At 54.1% G+C, this 16,479-nt stretch carries 23 protein-coding genes and 2 pseudogenes; 12 read left to right on the top strand and 13 right to left on the bottom strand.

Annotated features, from left to right (window positions below):
- Window positions 1-3: 3 nt before the first annotated feature.
- From J5X93_RS13245 to J5X93_RS13255, 3 genes and pseudogenes are all read right to left on the bottom strand, one after another.
- Window positions 4-774, bottom strand: a pseudogene (locus J5X93_RS13245) (site-specific integrase); the annotation flags it as partial.
- A gap of 55 nt (window positions 775-829) precedes the next feature.
- Window positions 830-1,162: pseudogene (locus J5X93_RS13250) on the bottom strand (Y-family DNA polymerase); the annotation flags it as partial.
- Window positions 1,152-1,583: a LexA family protein gene (locus J5X93_RS13255; RefSeq protein ID WP_250036013.1), complete on the bottom strand. Its 432-nt coding sequence runs from the start codon at window positions 1,581-1,583 to the stop codon at window positions 1,152-1,154. The gene J5X93_RS13255 and the pseudogene J5X93_RS13250, both read right to left, overlap by 11 nt.
- 156 nt (window positions 1,584-1,739) lie before the next feature.
- Between J5X93_RS13255 and J5X93_RS13260 the strand changes: the two genes are divergently transcribed.
- The gene (locus J5X93_RS13260) at window positions 1,740-2,240 is read left to right on the top strand and encodes a hypothetical protein (protein ID WP_250036026.1); all 501 of its coding nucleotides are present in this window, start codon (window positions 1,740-1,742) and stop codon (window positions 2,238-2,240) included.
- Between the two features lie 64 nt (window positions 2,241-2,304).
- Here the strand turns inward: J5X93_RS13260 and J5X93_RS13265 are convergent, their stop codons facing one another.
- The gene (locus J5X93_RS13265; RefSeq protein ID WP_250036038.1) at window positions 2,305-2,760 is read right to left on the bottom strand and encodes an Lrp/AsnC family transcriptional regulator; all 456 of its coding nucleotides are present in this window, start codon (window positions 2,758-2,760) and stop codon (window positions 2,305-2,307) included.
- A gap of 142 nt (window positions 2,761-2,902) precedes the next feature.
- On the opposite strand from J5X93_RS13265, the gene J5X93_RS13270 reads away from it, so the two are divergent.
- Genes J5X93_RS13270 through J5X93_RS13285 form a run of 4 tightly spaced genes read left to right on the top strand, consistent with a single transcriptional unit; the run spans window position 2,903 to window position 5,583 of the window.
- Complete coding sequence (locus tag J5X93_RS13270) at window positions 2,903-4,510, top strand: DNA sulfur modification protein DndB (RefSeq protein WP_250036040.1); 1,608 nt, start codon at window positions 2,903-2,905, stop codon at window positions 4,508-4,510.
- A 53-nt stretch (window positions 4,511-4,563) separates the two neighbouring features.
- The gene (locus J5X93_RS13275; protein ID WP_250036042.1) at window positions 4,564-4,977 is read left to right on the top strand and encodes a hypothetical protein; all 414 of its coding nucleotides are present in this window, start codon (window positions 4,564-4,566) and stop codon (window positions 4,975-4,977) included.
- 31 nt (window positions 4,978-5,008) lie between these two features.
- Complete coding sequence (locus J5X93_RS13280) at window positions 5,009-5,245, top strand: antirestriction protein ArdR (protein WP_172684700.1); 237 nt, start codon at window positions 5,009-5,011, stop codon at window positions 5,243-5,245.
- A complete protein-coding gene (locus J5X93_RS13285) occupies window positions 5,242-5,583 on the top strand; it encodes a hypothetical protein (protein WP_124180120.1) in 342 nt (113 codons plus the stop codon). The genes J5X93_RS13280 and J5X93_RS13285 overlap by 4 nt, the downstream gene beginning before the upstream one ends.
- Here the strand turns inward: J5X93_RS13285 and J5X93_RS13290 are convergent.
- From J5X93_RS13290 to J5X93_RS13330, 9 genes are all read right to left on the bottom strand, one after another.
- The gene (locus J5X93_RS13290) at window positions 5,565-6,512 is read right to left on the bottom strand and encodes a tyrosine-type recombinase/integrase (RefSeq protein ID WP_250036052.1); all 948 of its coding nucleotides are present in this window, start codon (window positions 6,510-6,512) and stop codon (window positions 5,565-5,567) included. The genes J5X93_RS13285 and J5X93_RS13290 overlap by 19 nt on opposite strands.
- A complete protein-coding gene (locus tag J5X93_RS13295) occupies window positions 6,512-7,036 on the bottom strand; it encodes an N-acetyltransferase (RefSeq protein WP_250036054.1) in 525 nt (174 codons plus the stop codon). The genes J5X93_RS13290 and J5X93_RS13295 overlap by 1 nt, the downstream gene beginning before the upstream one ends.
- A 71-nt stretch (window positions 7,037-7,107) precedes the next feature.
- Entirely contained in the window at window positions 7,108-7,356 is a 249-nt protein-coding gene (locus J5X93_RS13300) for a hypothetical protein (RefSeq protein ID WP_172684698.1), read from the bottom strand.
- Window positions 7,357-7,399: 43 nt separating this feature from the next.
- Window positions 7,400-7,900 (bottom strand): hypothetical protein, encoded by a 501-nt coding sequence (locus J5X93_RS13305; RefSeq protein WP_250036056.1) that lies wholly within the window; start codon window positions 7,898-7,900, stop codon window positions 7,400-7,402.
- Window positions 7,901-7,998: 98 nt separating this feature from the next.
- Window positions 7,999-8,628, bottom strand: a complete 630-nt coding sequence (locus J5X93_RS13310; RefSeq protein WP_250036058.1) for a hypothetical protein — start codon at window positions 8,626-8,628, stop codon at window positions 7,999-8,001.
- The gene (locus tag J5X93_RS13315; protein WP_250036060.1) at window positions 8,621-9,157 is read right to left on the bottom strand and encodes a protein mobD; all 537 of its coding nucleotides are present in this window, start codon (window positions 9,155-9,157) and stop codon (window positions 8,621-8,623) included. The genes J5X93_RS13310 and J5X93_RS13315 overlap by 8 nt, the downstream gene beginning before the upstream one ends.
- 29 nt (window positions 9,158-9,186) lie before the next feature.
- Window positions 9,187-10,215 (bottom strand): IS30-like element ISPsp8 family transposase, encoded by a 1,029-nt coding sequence (locus J5X93_RS13320; RefSeq protein WP_050161940.1) that lies wholly within the window; start codon window positions 10,213-10,215, stop codon window positions 9,187-9,189.
- A 37-nt stretch (window positions 10,216-10,252) separates the two neighbouring features.
- Window positions 10,253-10,441, bottom strand: a complete 189-nt coding sequence (locus tag J5X93_RS13325) for a nucleotide-binding protein (RefSeq protein WP_250342638.1) — start codon at window positions 10,439-10,441, stop codon at window positions 10,253-10,255.
- 11 nt (window positions 10,442-10,452) lie between these two features.
- Window positions 10,453-10,881, bottom strand: a complete 429-nt coding sequence (locus J5X93_RS13330) for a hypothetical protein (RefSeq protein WP_250036069.1) — start codon at window positions 10,879-10,881, stop codon at window positions 10,453-10,455.
- 246 nt (window positions 10,882-11,127) lie between these two features.
- Between J5X93_RS13330 and mobA the strand changes: the two genes are divergently transcribed.
- The 7 genes from mobA to icmT all read left to right on the top strand — a co-directional run bounded on the left by mobA (window position 11,128) and on the right by icmT (window position 16,465).
- A complete protein-coding gene (mobA, locus tag J5X93_RS28310; protein WP_009682506.1) occupies window positions 11,128-11,430 on the top strand; it encodes a plasmid mobilization protein MobA in 303 nt (100 codons plus the stop codon).
- Between the two features lie 102 nt (window positions 11,431-11,532).
- Entirely contained in the window at window positions 11,533-11,781 is a 249-nt protein-coding gene (locus tag J5X93_RS13335; RefSeq protein ID WP_126551074.1) for a hypothetical protein, read from the top strand.
- Window positions 11,763-13,643: a TraI/MobA(P) family conjugative relaxase gene (gene traI / locus J5X93_RS13345; protein WP_349815822.1), complete on the top strand. Its 1,881-nt coding sequence runs from the start codon at window positions 11,763-11,765 to the stop codon at window positions 13,641-13,643. Before J5X93_RS13335 ends, traI begins: the two co-directional genes overlap by 19 nt.
- Before the next feature lie 60 nt (window positions 13,644-13,703).
- On the top strand, window positions 13,704-14,162 hold the full coding sequence (locus J5X93_RS13350; RefSeq protein ID WP_250036073.1) for a DotD/TraH family lipoprotein: 459 nt from the start codon (window positions 13,704-13,706) through the stop codon (window positions 14,160-14,162).
- A gap of 14 nt (window positions 14,163-14,176) precedes the next feature.
- Entirely contained in the window at window positions 14,177-15,037 is an 861-nt protein-coding gene (locus J5X93_RS13355; protein WP_250036074.1) for a type IV secretory system conjugative DNA transfer family protein, read from the top strand.
- Window positions 15,034-16,212, top strand: coding sequence for a plasmid transfer ATPase TraJ (gene traJ, locus J5X93_RS13360; RefSeq protein ID WP_250036076.1), 1,179 nt, complete (start codon window positions 15,034-15,036; stop codon window positions 16,210-16,212). Before J5X93_RS13355 ends, traJ begins: the two co-directional genes overlap by 4 nt.
- The gene (gene icmT / locus J5X93_RS13365) at window positions 16,202-16,465 is read left to right on the top strand and encodes an IcmT/TraK family protein (protein WP_250036092.1); all 264 of its coding nucleotides are present in this window, start codon (window positions 16,202-16,204) and stop codon (window positions 16,463-16,465) included. Before traJ ends, icmT begins: the two co-directional genes overlap by 11 nt.
- Window positions 16,466-16,479: the final 14 nt, after the last annotated feature.

Genomic DNA, 16,479 nt, shown 5'->3' on the forward strand with positions numbered 1-16,479 from the left:
CGCCAGACCTTTAGCAGACGGATCATGTAGGGCACGCTCCAACGTGTCGATGCGAAGGTCACAGATCGTTCCCAGTCGCATACCCGTAAAGAAACCTAGAGCCAACATCAGGTAAAGCTCGGGTGAGGCGCTCTGTTTTGCGAAATCAAGAATGGCGTCGCGATCAACCGCAGACACTGGAAGTAGCCCACCTTCCAAAGTGACCCCAATGCGTTTTCGGTTTGGAATACCCAGATCGGTGGTGGTGCCAGCTAGCGTTCGCTCGAAGCCGACCTGATCAAAGTATTTGATGAAATAGCGCTTGTCTTTCCACAGCGGCAATAGCGGGTTTAGAAGGCCACGCCTCCTAATCCACCTGTAGAAACTGATGCAGTTACGCATGTACTCGGAAGCCGTGGCAGGACTGATATGACCAGCATCACGAGCCTTGATAAGCGCCCCACGGTACTGAACAAGACATCGATCAGCCTTTCGAGACGGAAACTCAAACCAATGAAGCCCGCGACTCTCCAAAAACTTCGCGTAGTTCAACAGCCCGTTCAGATTGCTAGAAACGGTCTTAAGGAGTGCCTCACCATTGGTGACTCTTTCCATAGCCCAGAGATTGGCTTCTCTCCAGGGCAAGCCGTCTTCCCAGAATATTTGTGGTAGTCCTTCGATCACTACACGGGAGCTATTCAGCGAGTAGGTAATCAGGCGGTCTTTGACAGAAAGGTCATGCGGACTGAAGTGAATGTGTTCGACGGTAGGCAAGTGAAATCTCTGTAAGAACAAGCGTCAATGTCCATGGGGACACCATCTAACTTTGGGCGTCCACAGTATGCAACTTATTCTTATCGATTGAGTACCGCTCCCATTGGGGCACCAGTGAGGCGATGGCCAGGCCAACGCGGTGACTCAATTCGCCATATAGGGTGTAATTGCTACTGAAAACCGCGACGCCGTTCTGTTCGAGGAAGCCGCGCACCTTGAAGTACGGATCGCCCATCTTCAAGCCGAGGGCTTTAGCCTCGTTCGTACGAGCCACAATGCAGCCATCCGAGTTGCTTAAGACGACAACGGGGCGCTGCCGCAGCTCGGGCCTAAAAATGCGCTCACAGCTGCAGTAGAACGAGTTGACGTCCACCAGGGCGAAGATAGGTCGGGAGCTGTCAGCAGACATGCTTGGTCAGGTCCCAGGTTACGACCCCAAACACATCAATCGCGCCGTATTGATCAGGGGTGATGGTCTTATAGTTGGGGTGGGCCGATTCCAGTAGCCAACGATCATCGGGGGCCTTGGCCAACCGTTTCACCAGCGGTTGGTTATCCACGTAGGCCAGAACGATCTGGCCGGTTCTCGCCGCGATCGAACGGTCTACAATTAAGATGCCGCCGTCGTAGATTCCCGCGTCACGCATGCTTTCGCCCTGGACACGCACAATCCATACGTGCGGCGCCCGAATATTCAGCAACTCATCCAAGGAGATCGGCGGCTCGTAGTAATCAGCTGCAGGGCTTGGAAAGCCGCCTGCAGCCGTTCCGGCGAGAACCGAAATGAGCTGGCTTGAGTCTCGAAGGGGCTGAAGAGATACGACATTCATGGTGGCACCGATTTAATACTGTTTGCATATACAGTAATGCAGCAATCGCTGCACGACTAGCGTCGGTTAGACAAATGGCGTCTTGCGTAGCTGACAGTTCCCGAGATTTCCGCCTATAGTGCCCTAACGAATATATGTTTTAGCCAAGGCCAAGCTATGCAAATTCTCGAAAAAGAAAGGCTGTTACAGATCTATGACGAGGAGATAGAGGCCGCGTACGCCGAGCTCCTTGATGCGTTTATGAACATGCTGACGCTTGGGGTAGGGGATCCCAGGTCTATGGCTGGTCGATGCGGCGCACGAGTTGCTGCAGCGCACAAGCGGTGCAAGCGAGGGTTAGTGTTTTCCGAGCTGTTGATTGCTCGTGATGCGGGCTTAGATATAACCCCTACGGTTGCTGAGCATGTGTGTGAACGGCTGATCGGCCGTGGGGTTGATTTCCGAAAGGCGCTAACATTCTTTGGCACGCCTGGCCGTACTGCAGCGCAAAAATCTGGCGTGGTCCAGGAAGACATGGCCAGTATTGAAGCGCAGCTGTCGCCACAGGTGAGTTTGCTCATCTACGAGATGTCGGTGATCCGTGAGCGCCACAAGGAAGAGTACGGTGACCGAGTCGAGGCAGCGGTCAAAGAGCTCCAGGGCAATTCAGGAGCCTAATGCATAGATGTGTTAGATACCCTAAAGCATATATGATTTAGGGCATAAGTAGGCAATCGTCTCGCTAGGGGAGGACAGGCTTCGCACAATTCAGTCTCTTGCGGCGCTGGGCGACAGCTTGTCTGGAGCAGCCGGCGCGGCGTGCAATCTCCGCGTTACTTGTGGTTGGGAGAAGATGATCAAAATCTTCCAGTTTTTGCCCTTGGCGTGGTTCGTAAATATCCACCTGCAGTAGCCGTCGCCGGCGGCCAATTTCGTACGCAGTGACGCAGAATATTTTTGCCAGGGCTACGTCCGACATAGTGCCCAAGAGCGGGTCATAGGGCTTGCTGACCGCTTTGTCGTCCGAAAATGGTGGAATGCCTTTGTTGGCCCGACGGATCTGGACTGCATTCGTAGTCGTGCCCGCCAGGTAGGCCACAATGCGGTCGTAGCATTGGCCAAGAAGCCAATCGTAGGGTTCGATCTTGGAGTATTTGGGCATCGCCGCTTCCAGGCTGAAGTGCTTGAAGAAGCGCACGGTAGCGCAGTGGAAGAAAGGAAGCCTAACACATATATGTTTTAGCTTTACCGCCGCGCCCCTCCCTTTCAAAAAAAGTATGTACATACGTACGTACGTATAATATCCTGTGGTCATTCTCACCAGGTAATCGGAGGCTGGAATGTACGACGCAGTGATCGCCAAAGAAGCGTGCTCCCTTGAGACAAAGCGGTTTGTACCGGGGGAGGTTGTTTCGATTCACAGGGACGGCACAGCGGCTCGTAATGCCGCGGACAAAGCCAACAAGCGCAAAGGCGAGTACGGCCTTTTTGTGGCGGTTCACTCAGAGAGCCTGGTGAAGAAGGGGGACTTGCGCGAAGACCTGTTAAATCAACATGAGCTGAATGAGCGCCGTGAGTATGGCAAGCGACTGATGCGAGCAATCTTGTCCGATGAGCTCACCGGTAAACGAAACGTAATGGCTGACGACGCTGGATATCACCTGCAGCATTTAGGTATCACTTTGGAGGAGCTCAAAGAGTGGTACGAAGAAGAGGTTCGGGCAGAACATCTTGAGCAACAGATTCGCTCTCAGGAGCATGCACACTTGCGGGCAAGAGGGTTCGAGGCTCAAAAAGCTATCGACGAGATTCGTAACCAACCCTGCTTTGCTGTACCAGCCGTGCGTGGTATCCAGGCTGGCCAGGAGTATTTTCTCGCCCAGATTCCATACCCAATCCTGGCTCGCCTGTTTGTTTTCGACGAAGAGGAAGCCGTGCCTGCGGAATTACGCGCTCAGCGTGCGCTGAACAAGAAACGGGCTGAATCCATCAGTGAATACATGCTCGACAACCGGGACACCTATGTACTGCCAGCGCTCACAGCGAGCGTCGACAAGGCTATGGCTTTTGAAGCGCTGGAAGGCATCGAGCAACTAGGCACGCTACACATTCCCATGAGCGCCACCATGCTGATCAATGACGGACAGCACCGGCGCCTGGCTATCGAAATGGCACTGCGCAACGATGAGACGCTGCGCCATGAAACGGCGCCGGTACAGATTCACTTTGACCAGGGCCTGCAGCGCTCTCAACAGATTTTTGCTGACATCAACAGCAAGGCGGTGAAGCCTTCTAGCGCGATCAACGCGCTGTACGATCATCGCAATCCTTACAACACCTGGCTCCAAAACCTCCTCACTCAGTTGCCTGCGATCAAGCGCAAGATCGACTTCGAGAACGGTACTCCGAGCATGCGTTCGTCCAAGCTCTGGAGCCTGATTGCGTTCAAAAAATTCGTAACGCTGCTCACGGGGCTCAGTGAGAAAATCATAACTGGCCTGAGTGATGATGAGCTAATGGACTGCGCCGATCTTGTGCGTGAGTTCCTCGAAGGTTGCGAGAAGTACATTCCCCAGTGGGGCAATATGGTATCCGGCAAGATCGCAGCCTCGGACGTTCGTGAGAATTTCGTCATCGGACACGCGGTCTTCCTGGAGGCGCTCGGGATGTTCGGTCGTGAAGCGCTGTTCTACGGTACGCATCTATCGCCTCAAGAGAAGAACGCCAAGGTCATTGACCCAGGCAAGGCCAAGTGGCATGTCTTGAGGCCACTCGAAGCGCTACAACCGTCAAAGACCGACGGCATGTGGGAGAATCGGTGCGTGGTATTGGGCAAAATGCAAAAGACGGTCGACGGGACCAAAGCCACTGCCGCTCAGATGCTTTCGATTGCCAACATTCCTATGCCGGAATCGCTGGCCGAATTGCACCAGCGCATCATCAAGTGAGTACACCGCAGCGGGGCGCGTAGGCGCCTCGATCACACTTCAAGGAGATCGATATGTCTTTAGGAACTGATAGGTTGATACCGGTTGGTACTGCGCTGGTGGCTGTAGTCGCTGCGGCTTTCACGCACGGTGTGCTGCAGCTGCTACCGGATGTAAGCTTTGCCGCGCACGCCTGGATGATGTTTGGGGTGCTGATTGCGGTCGGCATACTCGGGACAGGTCTCTGGTGCGAGACCCAGCCTGATGGTATTGGAATGATCACTGCCATTGGTGTTCTACCGCTGGCCGGTGGGGCGATCTGGGGAGGGCTTTGGCCTGCAATGACTGAGTGGGGAGCGATCGGCCTGGCGTTTCCTGGGCAGACGCCACCGGTTGCTTGGTGGGCCTCGAGCACGGTGAAGTGGGTAGGGCTCGCAGCGATTCTGGGTGGCGGGTATTACTGGCTGTATCGGAAAAATTTCGACTAATCCTGGACTGGATTGTTTCGCGGAGGTTCACATGGAACTAGAAATCAGCACCCTTCAGAAGACAGCCCAGAACTGGCGTGATAGCAACCAATGCAATCAGGGAGGGATCGTCCTGGTATGGCAGGGAGCCGTATACGGTTGGAAAAATGAGTTGCGCGACCCTCAGCATGAGCAGCCAGGGGCTATCGCAGTGGATCCAGCCGGTCAGGTGTTCATCGCTGAAGGGGGTGATGCCTACAACGGTGCCACGCACTGGTCGCCAGTATGAAGGAGCTCGAAGAAATGGAGCGGAGGTGGCTCGCGGCCGATATCGCCAGGAAAGTTGCGATGCGCGCTGCGCTACGCGATCGGATGCTTTGGCGGGACCAGTTGGTCAATGTCGTTTGCGGTGCAATCAAGGCTGTTTGCATTACCGTTGCACTCGGCATGGTGAGTAAGCAAATCGGCTTGCCTACGGACATCTCGCTAACGTTCGCAATGTATGTTACTGGCCCGTTTCTGGCTTTCAATCCATGGGCATTCTTCTGGCGCAATCTGTTCCGTGAACGTGCGAACGCGGCGTTTGATGATGCCCTGGATAATCCGCGTCAATATTTGACCTTGTAGGTCGGCGAATCCTCCGGCCGCTGGCCACGCCGATCGTAAAGCCGCGTCGTGCTGATATTGGAATGTCCCAGCCAGGTCTGGACCTTCGCGATATCAGCCTCGTGCTCCAAGGCATTTGTTGCTGCAGTAGCTCGCAGCCCATGCACACCAAGGCCAACCACCGCAATGCCGGCTGTTTTGGCCCAAAACCCGATGATCGAATAGATACCGTTGGCCAGCAAACGCGCCCCTGGCGTCCGCCCGCGAACGGAGCGAAACAATGGGCCCGTGGTCCGCTCCCCATCCGCTTCCAAGTACTGGTGGATCCGCTCTGCAGCCACTGGATGGAGTGGCAGGTAGCGTACCTTGCGACCTTTGCCATGCACCTTCAAATGACGAACGCCGCGGCGTTCCTGCAGGTCGTCGACATCCAACAGAGCGGCCTCCTCACGACGCAAGCCGTGGTACAGGAGAACCGCCAGCAGGGCTCGATCGCGAAGCCCCTTCACGGTGTCCAGATCTGGAGCATCAAGCAGTGCCTTGGCCTGGTCGTCGCCCAGCGCCGGCGTCTTCCCTTCATTGCTCTCATTTGGAGGCCGCTTGACGCCATGGACGGGATTGCCACCCGCCACAGCGTTACTGTCCAGCAGGTGATCAAATAGGCTGGTCAACGCCGCAAGCTTTCGCCGGATGGTTGCGGCAGACAACACTCTGCGCTCGAGGTCAGCTCGCCAAGCTAGAACATGGGCGCGTTGAACCTCTCTGAACTGGTCCGGATGGACAATGCCGACGAAAGCGGTGAAATCGCCGATATCGATGCTGTAGGCACGGCGGGTCTGCGGATTATCAATGTTGGCCAACCACTCGGTAGCAGCTGGCACCTCAGATAGAGCCAGGTACTGCGCTTCAGTGAGTTTGCCAGGCTGCTTGGTTACCAGAATGTCTTTCATCAACGCATCCGCCGTCGTCTATTAGGCGTGCTGGTATCTACAGGATCGACAGGCTTCGCGTTCAGTAATCGCTCCCACCGTTGAGATTCCGCATCCATCTCATCTTCACCACGGATTTCAGCAGCAATGGAGCCACCCGACTTTGCCAAGGCGGATTTTGCCTTCGACCAAAAGCCTAGTGCAGATCCCCAGGTATGAACCGGCACGATCGGAACCCGGTGCTGTTCATGAAGCACTTTTAAAGTGGCCAGGCCATGACCATTTGCGCGGTGCTGATCGTCCACATCAATCTTGTGAACGTACACGCGGTCGAGGATCGGGTTCAAACCGTATTCGATGCTACCCACGCGCGTAGCGCCGGCGTAAATGCCGGCGTAAATGGTCGGAGACGGATAGCCAAATTGGAGCGGGTGCGAACTTTCCCGTTCAGTCACTAACTGAACGGGTTGTTCGAGCTTGGTCGATTTTGGGGATTTACGGCGCGTGTGTTCGAAAAAATCACGCAGAGGGTCAAACCAGTCCACAGAACCACTCCCTGTCCAAAATTGGTGATAACGTATTTTATCACCAATTTATGAACGCGGGGGGAGGGAGCCTATGCAGCGCTCAAGCGCGCTTGAAATGCTTCCATTTCTTTCACCGTGCTGATGTCTGGCACAAGCCTTGGACACAGGTTGAGCTGGGCCGAGATGTAGGCCAGGGTCCGAACACGGTCAACCGAAGTGTTCATGGCTTTTGCAACTCGTTTGGCAGCACCAGGTCGGTTCAGGGCGCAATGCGCGGCCTCCAAGATTTCGGCAAGCAGGTCTTCATCGAGCTGTCTAAGCATGTCTTTCAAGTCCATAGGATCCATCCTTCAGTGATTGAGCAATGGGTGCAGCGATGCCCTAGAGGGCGGTGATTTCCGCATTCATAATGCAGGCCAAATCAGCGCCAAGCTGACGTCGAATACGAGCAATCGAGGTGTCACTAGGAGGCGCTTTATAGAAGGAGAATTCTGGTGAGTTCGAATGCTGCAGGACGATCAGATGAGTCTTGCCGAGACGTTTCAATCTCCGCAGCTGGGCAACTTCATCGATCATCTGGGTGATGGCCATGTCGAGCCATTCTGGCGCTTCAGTTGGCTCATCCATAGCGTGCCCTTGGAAGGTCAATTGAAGTTGGTAGCCTTGGGCTTTCAACTGCGCAACCAAGTTCGTTTGCTGAGCAGAGTCGATTTCAACCCGCGTCATGCCGCCGTCGCCATTGTTGGATACAAGCCCAAGCATTTTTTTGTGGAGATAGACTTTGCAGGACCACGCGAGGCCTCTGGATGTCTCGGCTTCCTTGTAGCCCTTGATGTCCAATCCGACACTGCGATAGGCCTTGATGTTTGAGTACGCTTCCATAATTGACCTCCGTATTGACGTACACTCATTATACATCGCAATTCCGTATTGTGTATATTATACGGAATAAATGGGCCAAAAAAATATTGGCCCACTCGTCATAGCACAAAGACCAGGGATAGCAACGATAAGGCCAGCAATAGCCCAAATAACAAGATAGACTTTATTGTAGGTTTTTGTTCTATGAATGTTGCTCCTAGTAACCCAGCAGCAATAATGGGGAGAAGCCACCCTACGGGGGCGTTGAGGATTATCGTGACGATATTGAAGAGTGGTCCCCTTGCCGAGCCAATTTGAGCCCAGTAAGGAACCTGCCCGCTGCCAAGCACAAACCCGACAGTCATGCACAAGCCTGCAAAACAAAGAAGCGCGAATAAAATGAACCCCCAGGATCTCCATCGAGCGGCATCAGCAACTTTCAGCGCAACAGCTTGACTAGCTTCGCTTACAGCAACGGACAATGTGGAGAGCGCCTTTTTTGTTTCTGCGTCTGCCATCTCGGCAAACAATGACTTATGTTTGTCAACTTGTTTGTCAACCTGCCTGGCAATCAGCTCTGGGTACTTTGCATACATCGTGTCGTAGGACTGCAATGCCATTAAGATTAGCCAGAGCGAATCATTGTTATGCAGGTTCAATGCATTTTTAACCCTATAGAGATCCTGCACCTCTTTATCAGAGGCTTGCCTGCCCAAGAGTTTCTCAAAAGCTACCTCGATATCATCCATTGATAACCTCCCCCATCACCTTGTTCACATCGCGACGCCACCTGGTCAGTTCAGCACGATTTCCTATTGGTAATTCTTTCAAAGCTTTCCCGATCGAAAGTCGTTTACTGTACAAATCATCACTCACCCGGTCTGCCAGGTCTGGCAGCATCAGTGACTTTCCGCCTGCGCCCTCGATGCTTTCCCTTATGTTTGAATTGTTGTAAAGCTCAAACTTGATTTCATCACCGAAGTAAGCATTTCGGATCACATGGGTAGTGGATCCTGGCAGCGCTTCTCGATATTCCTTGAGCAGTTCCAGGCTGTCTCGTTGTCGGTTGATCACCCAGAGAGTGATGAGTTTCCGGTTCAGTTCACGGAGCGTGCTGTTCAACGTTTCTCCGTACGCAGCTACGCCTTTATTGTTCCGTGCTGCTGTGTTGACTACCACAACGTGATCGCGGAATTCGTCGCAGACGTTGACCAGGTCAATCCAGCCGTTTGCATCGTCCAGATCTATCAGCCTGCACTCTATTTCGTCTTTATACATGGCGGTTGCAGGAGCTGAGTGCAACACGGTCATTGAATTGAAACTGGAGCATCATGCCGCATAGCCATGGCCTTCTGCATCACCTCGCCCATAACTTCGATTGGGCATTTGAAGTCGAAGCGCTTACGCGGTCGCATATTCAGTTGCAGCGCAATGGCGTCCAGCTCCTCCTGGCTATGTACCGACAGGTCTGTGCCCTTGGGCAAGTACTGGCGAATCAGGCCGTTGATGTTTTCGTTGCTGCCGCGCTGCCAGGGGCTGTGCGGGTCGCAAAAGTAGATCGCCACGCCGGTTCTTTGGGTGATCTCGGCGTGTCGTGCCATCTCCCGGCCCTGGTCGTAAGTCATGCTCTTGCGCATCTCCAGCGGCATGCTATTGAGCGCGGCGCTGAAGCCTTCCAGCGCCGAAGTCGCCGTCGCGTCGTTCATCTTCACCAACATCAGGTACCCACTGGTGCGTTCCACCAGCGTACCGACGGACGAGGCGTTGGCCTTACCCTTGATGAGGTCGCCTTCCCAATGCCCCGGCATCAGCCTGTCTTCAATCTCCGGCGGGCGCACATGAATACTGACCATCTCGGGGATCTGGCCGCGCCGATCCACGCCACCAGAGCGCGGCCGGCGCGTCGTCTTGCCTTGGCGCAGACAGATGATCAGCTCCTTACGCAGCTCACCCACTGGCAGGGCATAGATCGCGTTGTAGATCGTCTCGCGACAGACGTAGGCATCTCTGAGGCTAGGTATGTTCATGTGGCGCAGCTTGCCGGCAATCTGTTCGGGAGACAAACGCTCACGCAGCATATGAACCACCAGTTCGAAGCGCTCGCTCCCCGGCAGCAGCTTTCGGCTCGGTCGACAGACTTGGCGGCGGGCCTTCATCTGCTCCTGGGCCGCGCGGGCCGAGTAGCTGCCACAGACATCTCGATTGCGGCGCAGCTCTCGACTGATGGTCGAAGGAGACCTATTGATCAGGCGAGCAATCCTGCGCAGGCTGAAGCCCTGGGCGTGGCCGATTTGGATGGTGGCGCGTTCTTCAACGCTGAGTTCGGTATATGACATAGGGGCAGCACCGTACCGGAAAGGTCAGGTGTTGCACTCAGTTTTTGCCGCCGCCCATCTTCCAAACATCTGGATTGGAGGTGTCCGATTCAATCAGCAATACCTTGCTTCCAGCTTGGGTCAAAGTGTCAACCAAACCTATCGTAGTAAAGCTTTTGCCTACGCCTCCTTTGCCACCACCGCTAACGTAGATTTGACCCACCTGGGAAGTCGATTTTTCTTTCATAGGTTTGCTCCTCAAATGTCATCCGTATCTGTTTTCGGTTGGAAACCGGGATTCCCTTCGCGTGTTACCCCGGTTGTTACCTGATGTACACCCTGAGCCGCCTTAGCGCCGGTCTGAGTGGATTTTTCTTTCCCACCTTGGCGATCCTCGCTGGAAGCCTTAACCCGAGCTTTTGGCGTGCGCCGGGTTTTGCCTCTCACAGAACCCCTCGCCCTAGTGAGATAGCTTTTCAGCGTTGTCTCCGAAATTTGCATTCCACCTGCTGTCAAAATCTCAGAAATCTTTGCCAGGCTGTAGCCGCGTGATTGCAGCTCTTTTATCGATCCTTGCATCATCTCGACTGCCTTTAGCTTTGAGACCGGCTTGTCCGGTTGCTCTACCTCTGGCAGGTTTTCGAGATCGCCCATGAGCTTCTCGATTTGCGAAATGGTGAATCCCATTTTGCCTTCCCCCTAACGTCCTCTATGCCCTGATTCTATGGGCATCCCTTGCGTAGTCAAGTTCCGTACGATAGCCTTGATACGAAATGCGGTCTACAGTTTTGGACAGGGTAGGGTTTGTACTCCCGCCATAAATGGCGTCCGTCCAACCGGCATCGCTGGCAGTCGTTTCACTCCCTTGCGATGCCTACCACCCTGCTCAGGGCTGCGCCCCGAGACCCCTTGGAACACCTGAGGATCCTGCTTATGAGTACCAGTGAGCAAAGGCGTCGTACCGGTCGGCTACCACCTATCCGGTGCTTCGAGGATGAAGAGGAAATCGTTCGTGACAAGGCGAAGGACTGCGGCCAGAGCGTGGGTCAATTCATGCTCGCAGCTGCGCTAGGGAGACGTACAAGGTCAAAGGTGGAGGGGCATATCCTCAACGAACTGCGCAGGCTCGGAGGCCTACAGAAACACTTGTTCAATGAAGGCGGTGGGAAGCTTTCAAAAGAGTACGCACAGATCCTGGTGGCGTTGAAGGCTGCTATCGAAAGGATTGGTTCGTAATGCTTGCGAAGGTTCCACCGAAACGGGCCGATGGGAGCTCAAGCTTCTCGGCGTTGGTCGACTACGCGACAGAACGTGACGAAGAAAAGGAGACACAAACAGATGAGCTCACTCCAGGCCACGCCCGAAGAGACGACTCAATTCTTGAGTCTGCTCGAGAGCATATCGAAAGAGCAGCAGACCGTTTGCGAGAGATTGGACGAATTGATGCTGCAACTCAAAATGCCATCCGAGAACGTGCTCGAAGTATTGGAATTGCTCTTGATTCCAATGGGCGTCGATATCAACAGGATCAACACCCAGTTCCAGTCCGCATTGACGAGCCTGGACCCATCACAGAACGAGGGGTAAGCGCTGATGGACATGAAAGCCGTCTTGCCGTTGCTCAGCACCATCTTGCAGCAGCAGCAAACCATCTCCGACAAGCTGTTAGAAATCATCCTGACTTTGCGGCAAGAGCAAGATCCCGTGGAGCCAACCTTGCGTTTCATGCTGCAGCCGCTCAAAGAAGGGATGCAGGAGATGAGCTCAATGCTATCGCCGAGCTCGAATCCGGACTCCTCCTCGGAGCACCAGTAAGGGAAGTTACACGTTCCGGTGTATCCTGCCAGCACAACTGCTTGAGCCTGGCGACAGCCGCGGCAGAAATGAAAGCAGTGGCGGCTCAAAATTCGCGTGTTAAGGATCCTGTTTACCATGTCATCTTGAGCTGGCCACAATCAGAAAAACCAACTGATGATCAAGCTTTCGATTGTGCTCTGCATGCGATGGATGCGGTCGGTATGGGTGAGCACCAGTATGTGTTTGCTATTCATCATGACACGGACAATGTTCACTTACACATGACGGTGAATCGTGTTCACCCCGACTCGTATAACGCGGTGTACCCGGATAGAGATTATTTCAAGCTCGATTATGCAATGCGAGAGCTTGAGCTTCGCTATGGTTGGACGCATGACCATGGACCCTACAGCGTCACTGACGAAAAGGGATCGCCCGAAATTGCCTGGTCAGCGCCTAAACCAAAGTTTCAGGGTAAGCAGCCTACTCGTGCTGCGGATATGGAACGTCATCTGGACCAGGAAAGTCTGCACACTTATTCTCGAGGTGAACCTCGCGATGCAATTGCAACGCTTCTGAAAAAGAAAAGCCTTACTTGGCAGAAACTCCACGCGGAACTGGCGCGATATGGGTTGGGGATCAAACCCAAAGGTCGCGGCATGGGTATTTATTCGCTTGAAGAACAGAGCTTGGTGCCTATCAAAGCAAGCGACATGCACGAGGCCTTGTCTAAGGCTCGATTGGAAAAGCGTCTTGGTGACTATGAGGAGCGTAGAGTCTCACAAGAGCTAATGGCACTTATGAGTTACGACAAATTCGCAAGTCCACGACGGAATCCCGAAGATCGTCAGCATCGCCGCTCAGAGCGGGCTAATTTGCGCAGGGCACTACGTGCCCGATACGAAGCCTATCGGACAAAATTTGTATATCGCCGAGTTGATAAAGAGTGGGTTAGGCAACAATTTAAACGCGTACGCGATGACTCCAGGCAGCAGCGCCTGGACATCAGAATGCGTATTAAAAATCCAAAGGATCGAAAAGCATTTTACAGTATCTTGGCGTTCGAGACACTAAGAGCTAGAGAGGAATTGAAAACTAAGATTTCAAAAATGCGGGAAGACTTAAAAAATGATCCTTCTAATAAAAGGCTCAGTTATCGTGAATGGGTTGAGCAAGAAGCAGCTGCCGGAGATCCTGGGGCAATCAGCCAGCTGCGAGGTTTCACATATGGCGATAAACGGGCAGCGAAGGCTGAAGGAGCTAACGGTTTCGAATTTGCCCGGGATCTCGATCCTAAATATCAGTCGATCGATGGAATGCTCGGTGTAGTTAGGCGAAACGGCACAGTCATCTACCGGCGGGCCGCTGGCGATCCGGGATTTGTAGACCTTGGGGGTCATTTCAACTTTCCTGGCAAAGCGGTTGACAGTGAGCTGATCACTCGGGCCTTACGCGCGATGCCGAACACGGCACCAGCTGATCCGTTGCGGATCACCGGTAGTGCCGAATTTAAGCGCTCCCTGATCGAGGCTTTGGTCGATGAACGATACAGCGGTGCGCTAGCAGATCCAGAGCTTGAGAAATTGCTGCGTGAGGTCAAGGCCGAGCGGGACGCACAGCAGAGGTCAAGAAGCGGCCTGCGGGGGGGATAGTGTTTGCTTGTATCCATTCCGTATTATAGTATCTATACGAAATCAATGGAGGGTTTGAAAATGGCCAACACACGTTACCCACTGGCACTGGTTGCCCTGGCTCTTGCCCTTGTGGGCTGCGCATCGAAGAAACCGGACGAATCGGCCCAGCAGCTGATCGACCAACAAATCCTCGAAGCGTCACAACGCATTGAGATGGCCCAGGCTGACCTATATCAGCAGGGCGCGATCAATAGCCGCGTGGTGATGCGCCTACCGTCGACCATCGTGGACGACAAGCAGCGTGTGTCGCTCAAGTGGCAGGGCGATGCAGTCGAGCTGTTAGCAGCCTTGGCGCGGGATCGTGGGCTTGAGTTCTCGTTCATGGGCGTGCGTATGCCGCTGCCGGTCGACATCGATGTAAACAAGGTACCCTACGACACCTTGATGCTGATGATTCGCTCCCAGGTTGGCTACCGCGCCAATGTGACCCAGACGCCTGGGAAGTTGGAACTCCATTACAACCGGCCACAGGCCTGAGCTGGAGGTACGCTATGAAGCGGATTTTCGCATTGTTGCCTCTGATGGTTTCGCTTGCTGTCCATGCGGGCGAAACCCCCGACCTCGATGCCAGCGGGCAGACAAGCGCTCCTGTCGTCGAAACAGCACCGCCTGATCTCAATTCGTTGCTGAAACCACAGTCAAAAGCGACCACCAAGGTCACCGACATTCGAAATCAATTGCTGACCGACATGGGTAACACTGTCGGCTTCCGCGGGGGTATGGCAGCTCGAGCTCGTGAACTGGTTGATGGTCTTAACGCACGATCGCCGTCACTCGATGCGATGTTCAAGTTCGCTCCCATGATCGCTAAAAACGGCACTCTTCCGCCTGTTATCGTTGAAGCCCGGGACGTTGCTGCGTTCTCTAAAGACCAGGTCCGAACTGCGAATCGCGTCTACAAAATTGAGCGAGAGGAACGGTTTGTGAGTGTCCCCCCTACCTGGCGTGACTACCTCTATGTTGGCCTGCCTCTGAATGCCAGTGTTGAATTGCCCGACTTCGAAGCACGCCCTCAAGACAGCGACGAGGCTGAAATCTGGGAGGTAGCAGTACGTAAAGGTTGGGACGATGGTTACAAACAAGCGGATGCTATCCTCGCCGCCAATTTCAATCGTTTGACCCGCGATTATCTCGGGATGCACCTCTACTCCTCGCTCCTGCAGAACGACATGATCAGCTCGACCAGCGTGGCTGAAAGCCAACAGACTGTTACGGGCGATGGTAAGCAAATGATGCTGGGCGACAAATTGCGTCGTGTAACCGGCCGGGCGACATTCGAGACTGATCCAAAAAAATGGCGCCCTACGGTCAAAACGCAGCTCCGGCAGACCGGTGATGGTGCGACCAAGTGACGAGTCCAATTTTCGTTCCGTACAATTTCGAGGGCGACTTGTCTCCCGATAATTTCATGCGCTTTCTAAAGCTGTGTGCGGATCGGGGGGTGTCTGACATTCTTGTACAAGGCGGCGACTACATTTGGGTCGAGCTGCATGGACGGCAACTGAAAGCGTCAACAACGACAATCAAGCAAGGTCAGCTATCACCTTTGATGGCGTCGGCTTGGTCCGCTGAAATTGAAAGCATGATCAAGCAAGGTGATGAGGGTGTTGACCGTGCCTTAGAGCTGGCTGGAGAAGAGTTTGGGCTGGCTCGGGGTACCACGCTTCGCTTTCGGACCAACTTTGTTCAAGCGCGCATAGCCAGCATCGATGAGGCGTATTCGATCACCATGCGGGTGATTCCGTCGGAGCTGCCGGATATCGATAAAATGGGAATCGAGCCCGACTTGATCCGGGGCTGCTATGCAGAAATGGGCCTGGTTCTGGTCTGCGGACCCACTGGGTCCGGAAAGACAACTTTCCTCGCGGGCCTGTACAAAAAGGCAGGGGCAGAAATGCCCGACCGGAAAGTGATCACTTATGAGGACCCCATCGAGTATGTACTTGGTGGTCCGCACTGGTTGGGACCGCAACCATCACAATCGCAACTGCGTAGAGACATTGGCGATTTCCCGAAAGCACTTCGGAATGCCATGCGCCGCAAACCCAGTATCATCGGGATCGGTGAAGCTCGGGACCGCGAGACGATCGAGGCAATGACTGAAGCTGGGCTGACTGGTCACTTATGCTTTGCCACTATGCACACCGAGTCTGTTGCTGAGACGATCAACCGTGCAATTCAAACCTACCCACCTGACCAGCAAGCCGGTATGGCTTCACGCCTGGCCGGTGCCTTACGTGTCATTCTGGTTCAACGCCTGCTCAAGACCACGGACGGTAAGCGAGCTGCGATCCGTGAGTACCTGGTGTTCGATCGTGAAGTGCGCAATGAACTACAGGCCCTTCCTTACACGGACTGGGGCCGTTTCATTCGGGGCTTACTGGAGAAGGCCGAAGCCACACTGGATGACAAAGCCTGGCGTTTGTTCCAAGCGGATCGTATTGATGCCGGCGAGTTCATCAGCCTGGCCGGCGCTAAAGAGTTCAAGAAACGCTGCGAGTTGGAGGGTCTAGACCATGGCATCTAGCTGGAGAGGCGCATCAATTTCACCCAAGGCCTTCGGCATACCCTGCGGTGCTTATCTGCCGTTAATGGCCTGTCTGTATGTAGGGCATAAACCGTGGGTATGGATCACCGCTGTGATGATCATCGTCTGCTTCGGGGTCATGGCTCATATTGGGTGGACCCTGGATGTTTGCTGGAACAAATTCCTGGGCTTCGTGCGCGGAGGGCGGATCGTCTCAAGGCCGTGGTGGTACAGGAACCGATTCAGAGATTAGAAAAAACCGCCCCA

The sequence above is a fragment of the Pseudomonas sp. BYT-1 genome (assembly GCF_023611805.1).
Lineage (GTDB): Bacteria > Pseudomonadota > Gammaproteobacteria > Pseudomonadales > Pseudomonadaceae > Aquipseudomonas > Aquipseudomonas guariconensis.

Excerpts from the sequence above, each read along its gene's own strand:
- J5X93_RS13255 (WP_250036013.1), bottom strand. The coding sequence starts at position 1,583 with ATGAATGTCGTATCTCTTCAGCCCCTTCGAGACTCAAGCCAGCTCATT.
- J5X93_RS13260 (WP_250036026.1), top strand. The coding sequence starts at position 1,740 with ATGCAAATTCTCGAAAAAGAAAGGCTGTTACAGATCTATGACGAGGAG.
- J5X93_RS13270 (WP_250036040.1), top strand. The coding sequence starts at position 2,903 with ATGTACGACGCAGTGATCGCCAAAGAAGCGTGCTCCCTTGAGACAAAG.
- J5X93_RS13275 (WP_250036042.1), top strand. The coding sequence starts at position 4,564 with ATGTCTTTAGGAACTGATAGGTTGATACCGGTTGGTACTGCGCTGGTG.
- J5X93_RS13280 (WP_172684700.1), top strand. The coding sequence starts at position 5,009 with ATGGAACTAGAAATCAGCACCCTTCAGAAGACAGCCCAGAACTGGCGT.
- J5X93_RS13285 (WP_124180120.1), top strand. The coding sequence starts at position 5,242 with ATGAAGGAGCTCGAAGAAATGGAGCGGAGGTGGCTCGCGGCCGATATC.
- J5X93_RS13290 (WP_250036052.1), bottom strand. The coding sequence starts at position 6,512 with ATGAAAGACATTCTGGTAACCAAGCAGCCTGGCAAACTCACTGAAGCG.
- J5X93_RS13300 (WP_172684698.1), bottom strand. The coding sequence starts at position 7,356 with ATGGACTTGAAAGACATGCTTAGACAGCTCGATGAAGACCTGCTTGCC.
- J5X93_RS13305 (WP_250036056.1), bottom strand. The coding sequence starts at position 7,900 with ATGGAAGCGTACTCAAACATCAAGGCCTATCGCAGTGTCGGATTGGAC.
- J5X93_RS13310 (WP_250036058.1), bottom strand. The coding sequence starts at position 8,628 with ATGGATGATATCGAGGTAGCTTTTGAGAAACTCTTGGGCAGGCAAGCC.
- J5X93_RS13315 (WP_250036060.1), bottom strand. The coding sequence starts at position 9,157 with ATGTATAAAGACGAAATAGAGTGCAGGCTGATAGATCTGGACGATGCA.
- J5X93_RS13320 (WP_050161940.1), bottom strand. The coding sequence starts at position 10,215 with ATGTCATATACCGAACTCAGCGTTGAAGAACGCGCCACCATCCAAATC.
- J5X93_RS13325 (WP_250342638.1), bottom strand. The coding sequence starts at position 10,441 with ATGAAAGAAAAATCGACTTCCCAGGTGGGTCAAATCTACGTTAGCGGT.
- J5X93_RS13330 (WP_250036069.1), bottom strand. The coding sequence starts at position 10,881 with ATGGGATTCACCATTTCGCAAATCGAGAAGCTCATGGGCGATCTCGAA.
- mobA (WP_009682506.1), top strand. The coding sequence starts at position 11,128 with ATGAGTACCAGTGAGCAAAGGCGTCGTACCGGTCGGCTACCACCTATC.
- J5X93_RS13335 (WP_126551074.1), top strand. The coding sequence starts at position 11,533 with ATGAGCTCACTCCAGGCCACGCCCGAAGAGACGACTCAATTCTTGAGT.
- J5X93_RS13350 (WP_250036073.1), top strand. The coding sequence starts at position 13,704 with ATGGCCAACACACGTTACCCACTGGCACTGGTTGCCCTGGCTCTTGCC.
- J5X93_RS13355 (WP_250036074.1), top strand. The coding sequence starts at position 14,177 with ATGAAGCGGATTTTCGCATTGTTGCCTCTGATGGTTTCGCTTGCTGTC.
- icmT (WP_250036092.1), top strand. The coding sequence starts at position 16,202 with ATGGCATCTAGCTGGAGAGGCGCATCAATTTCACCCAAGGCCTTCGGC.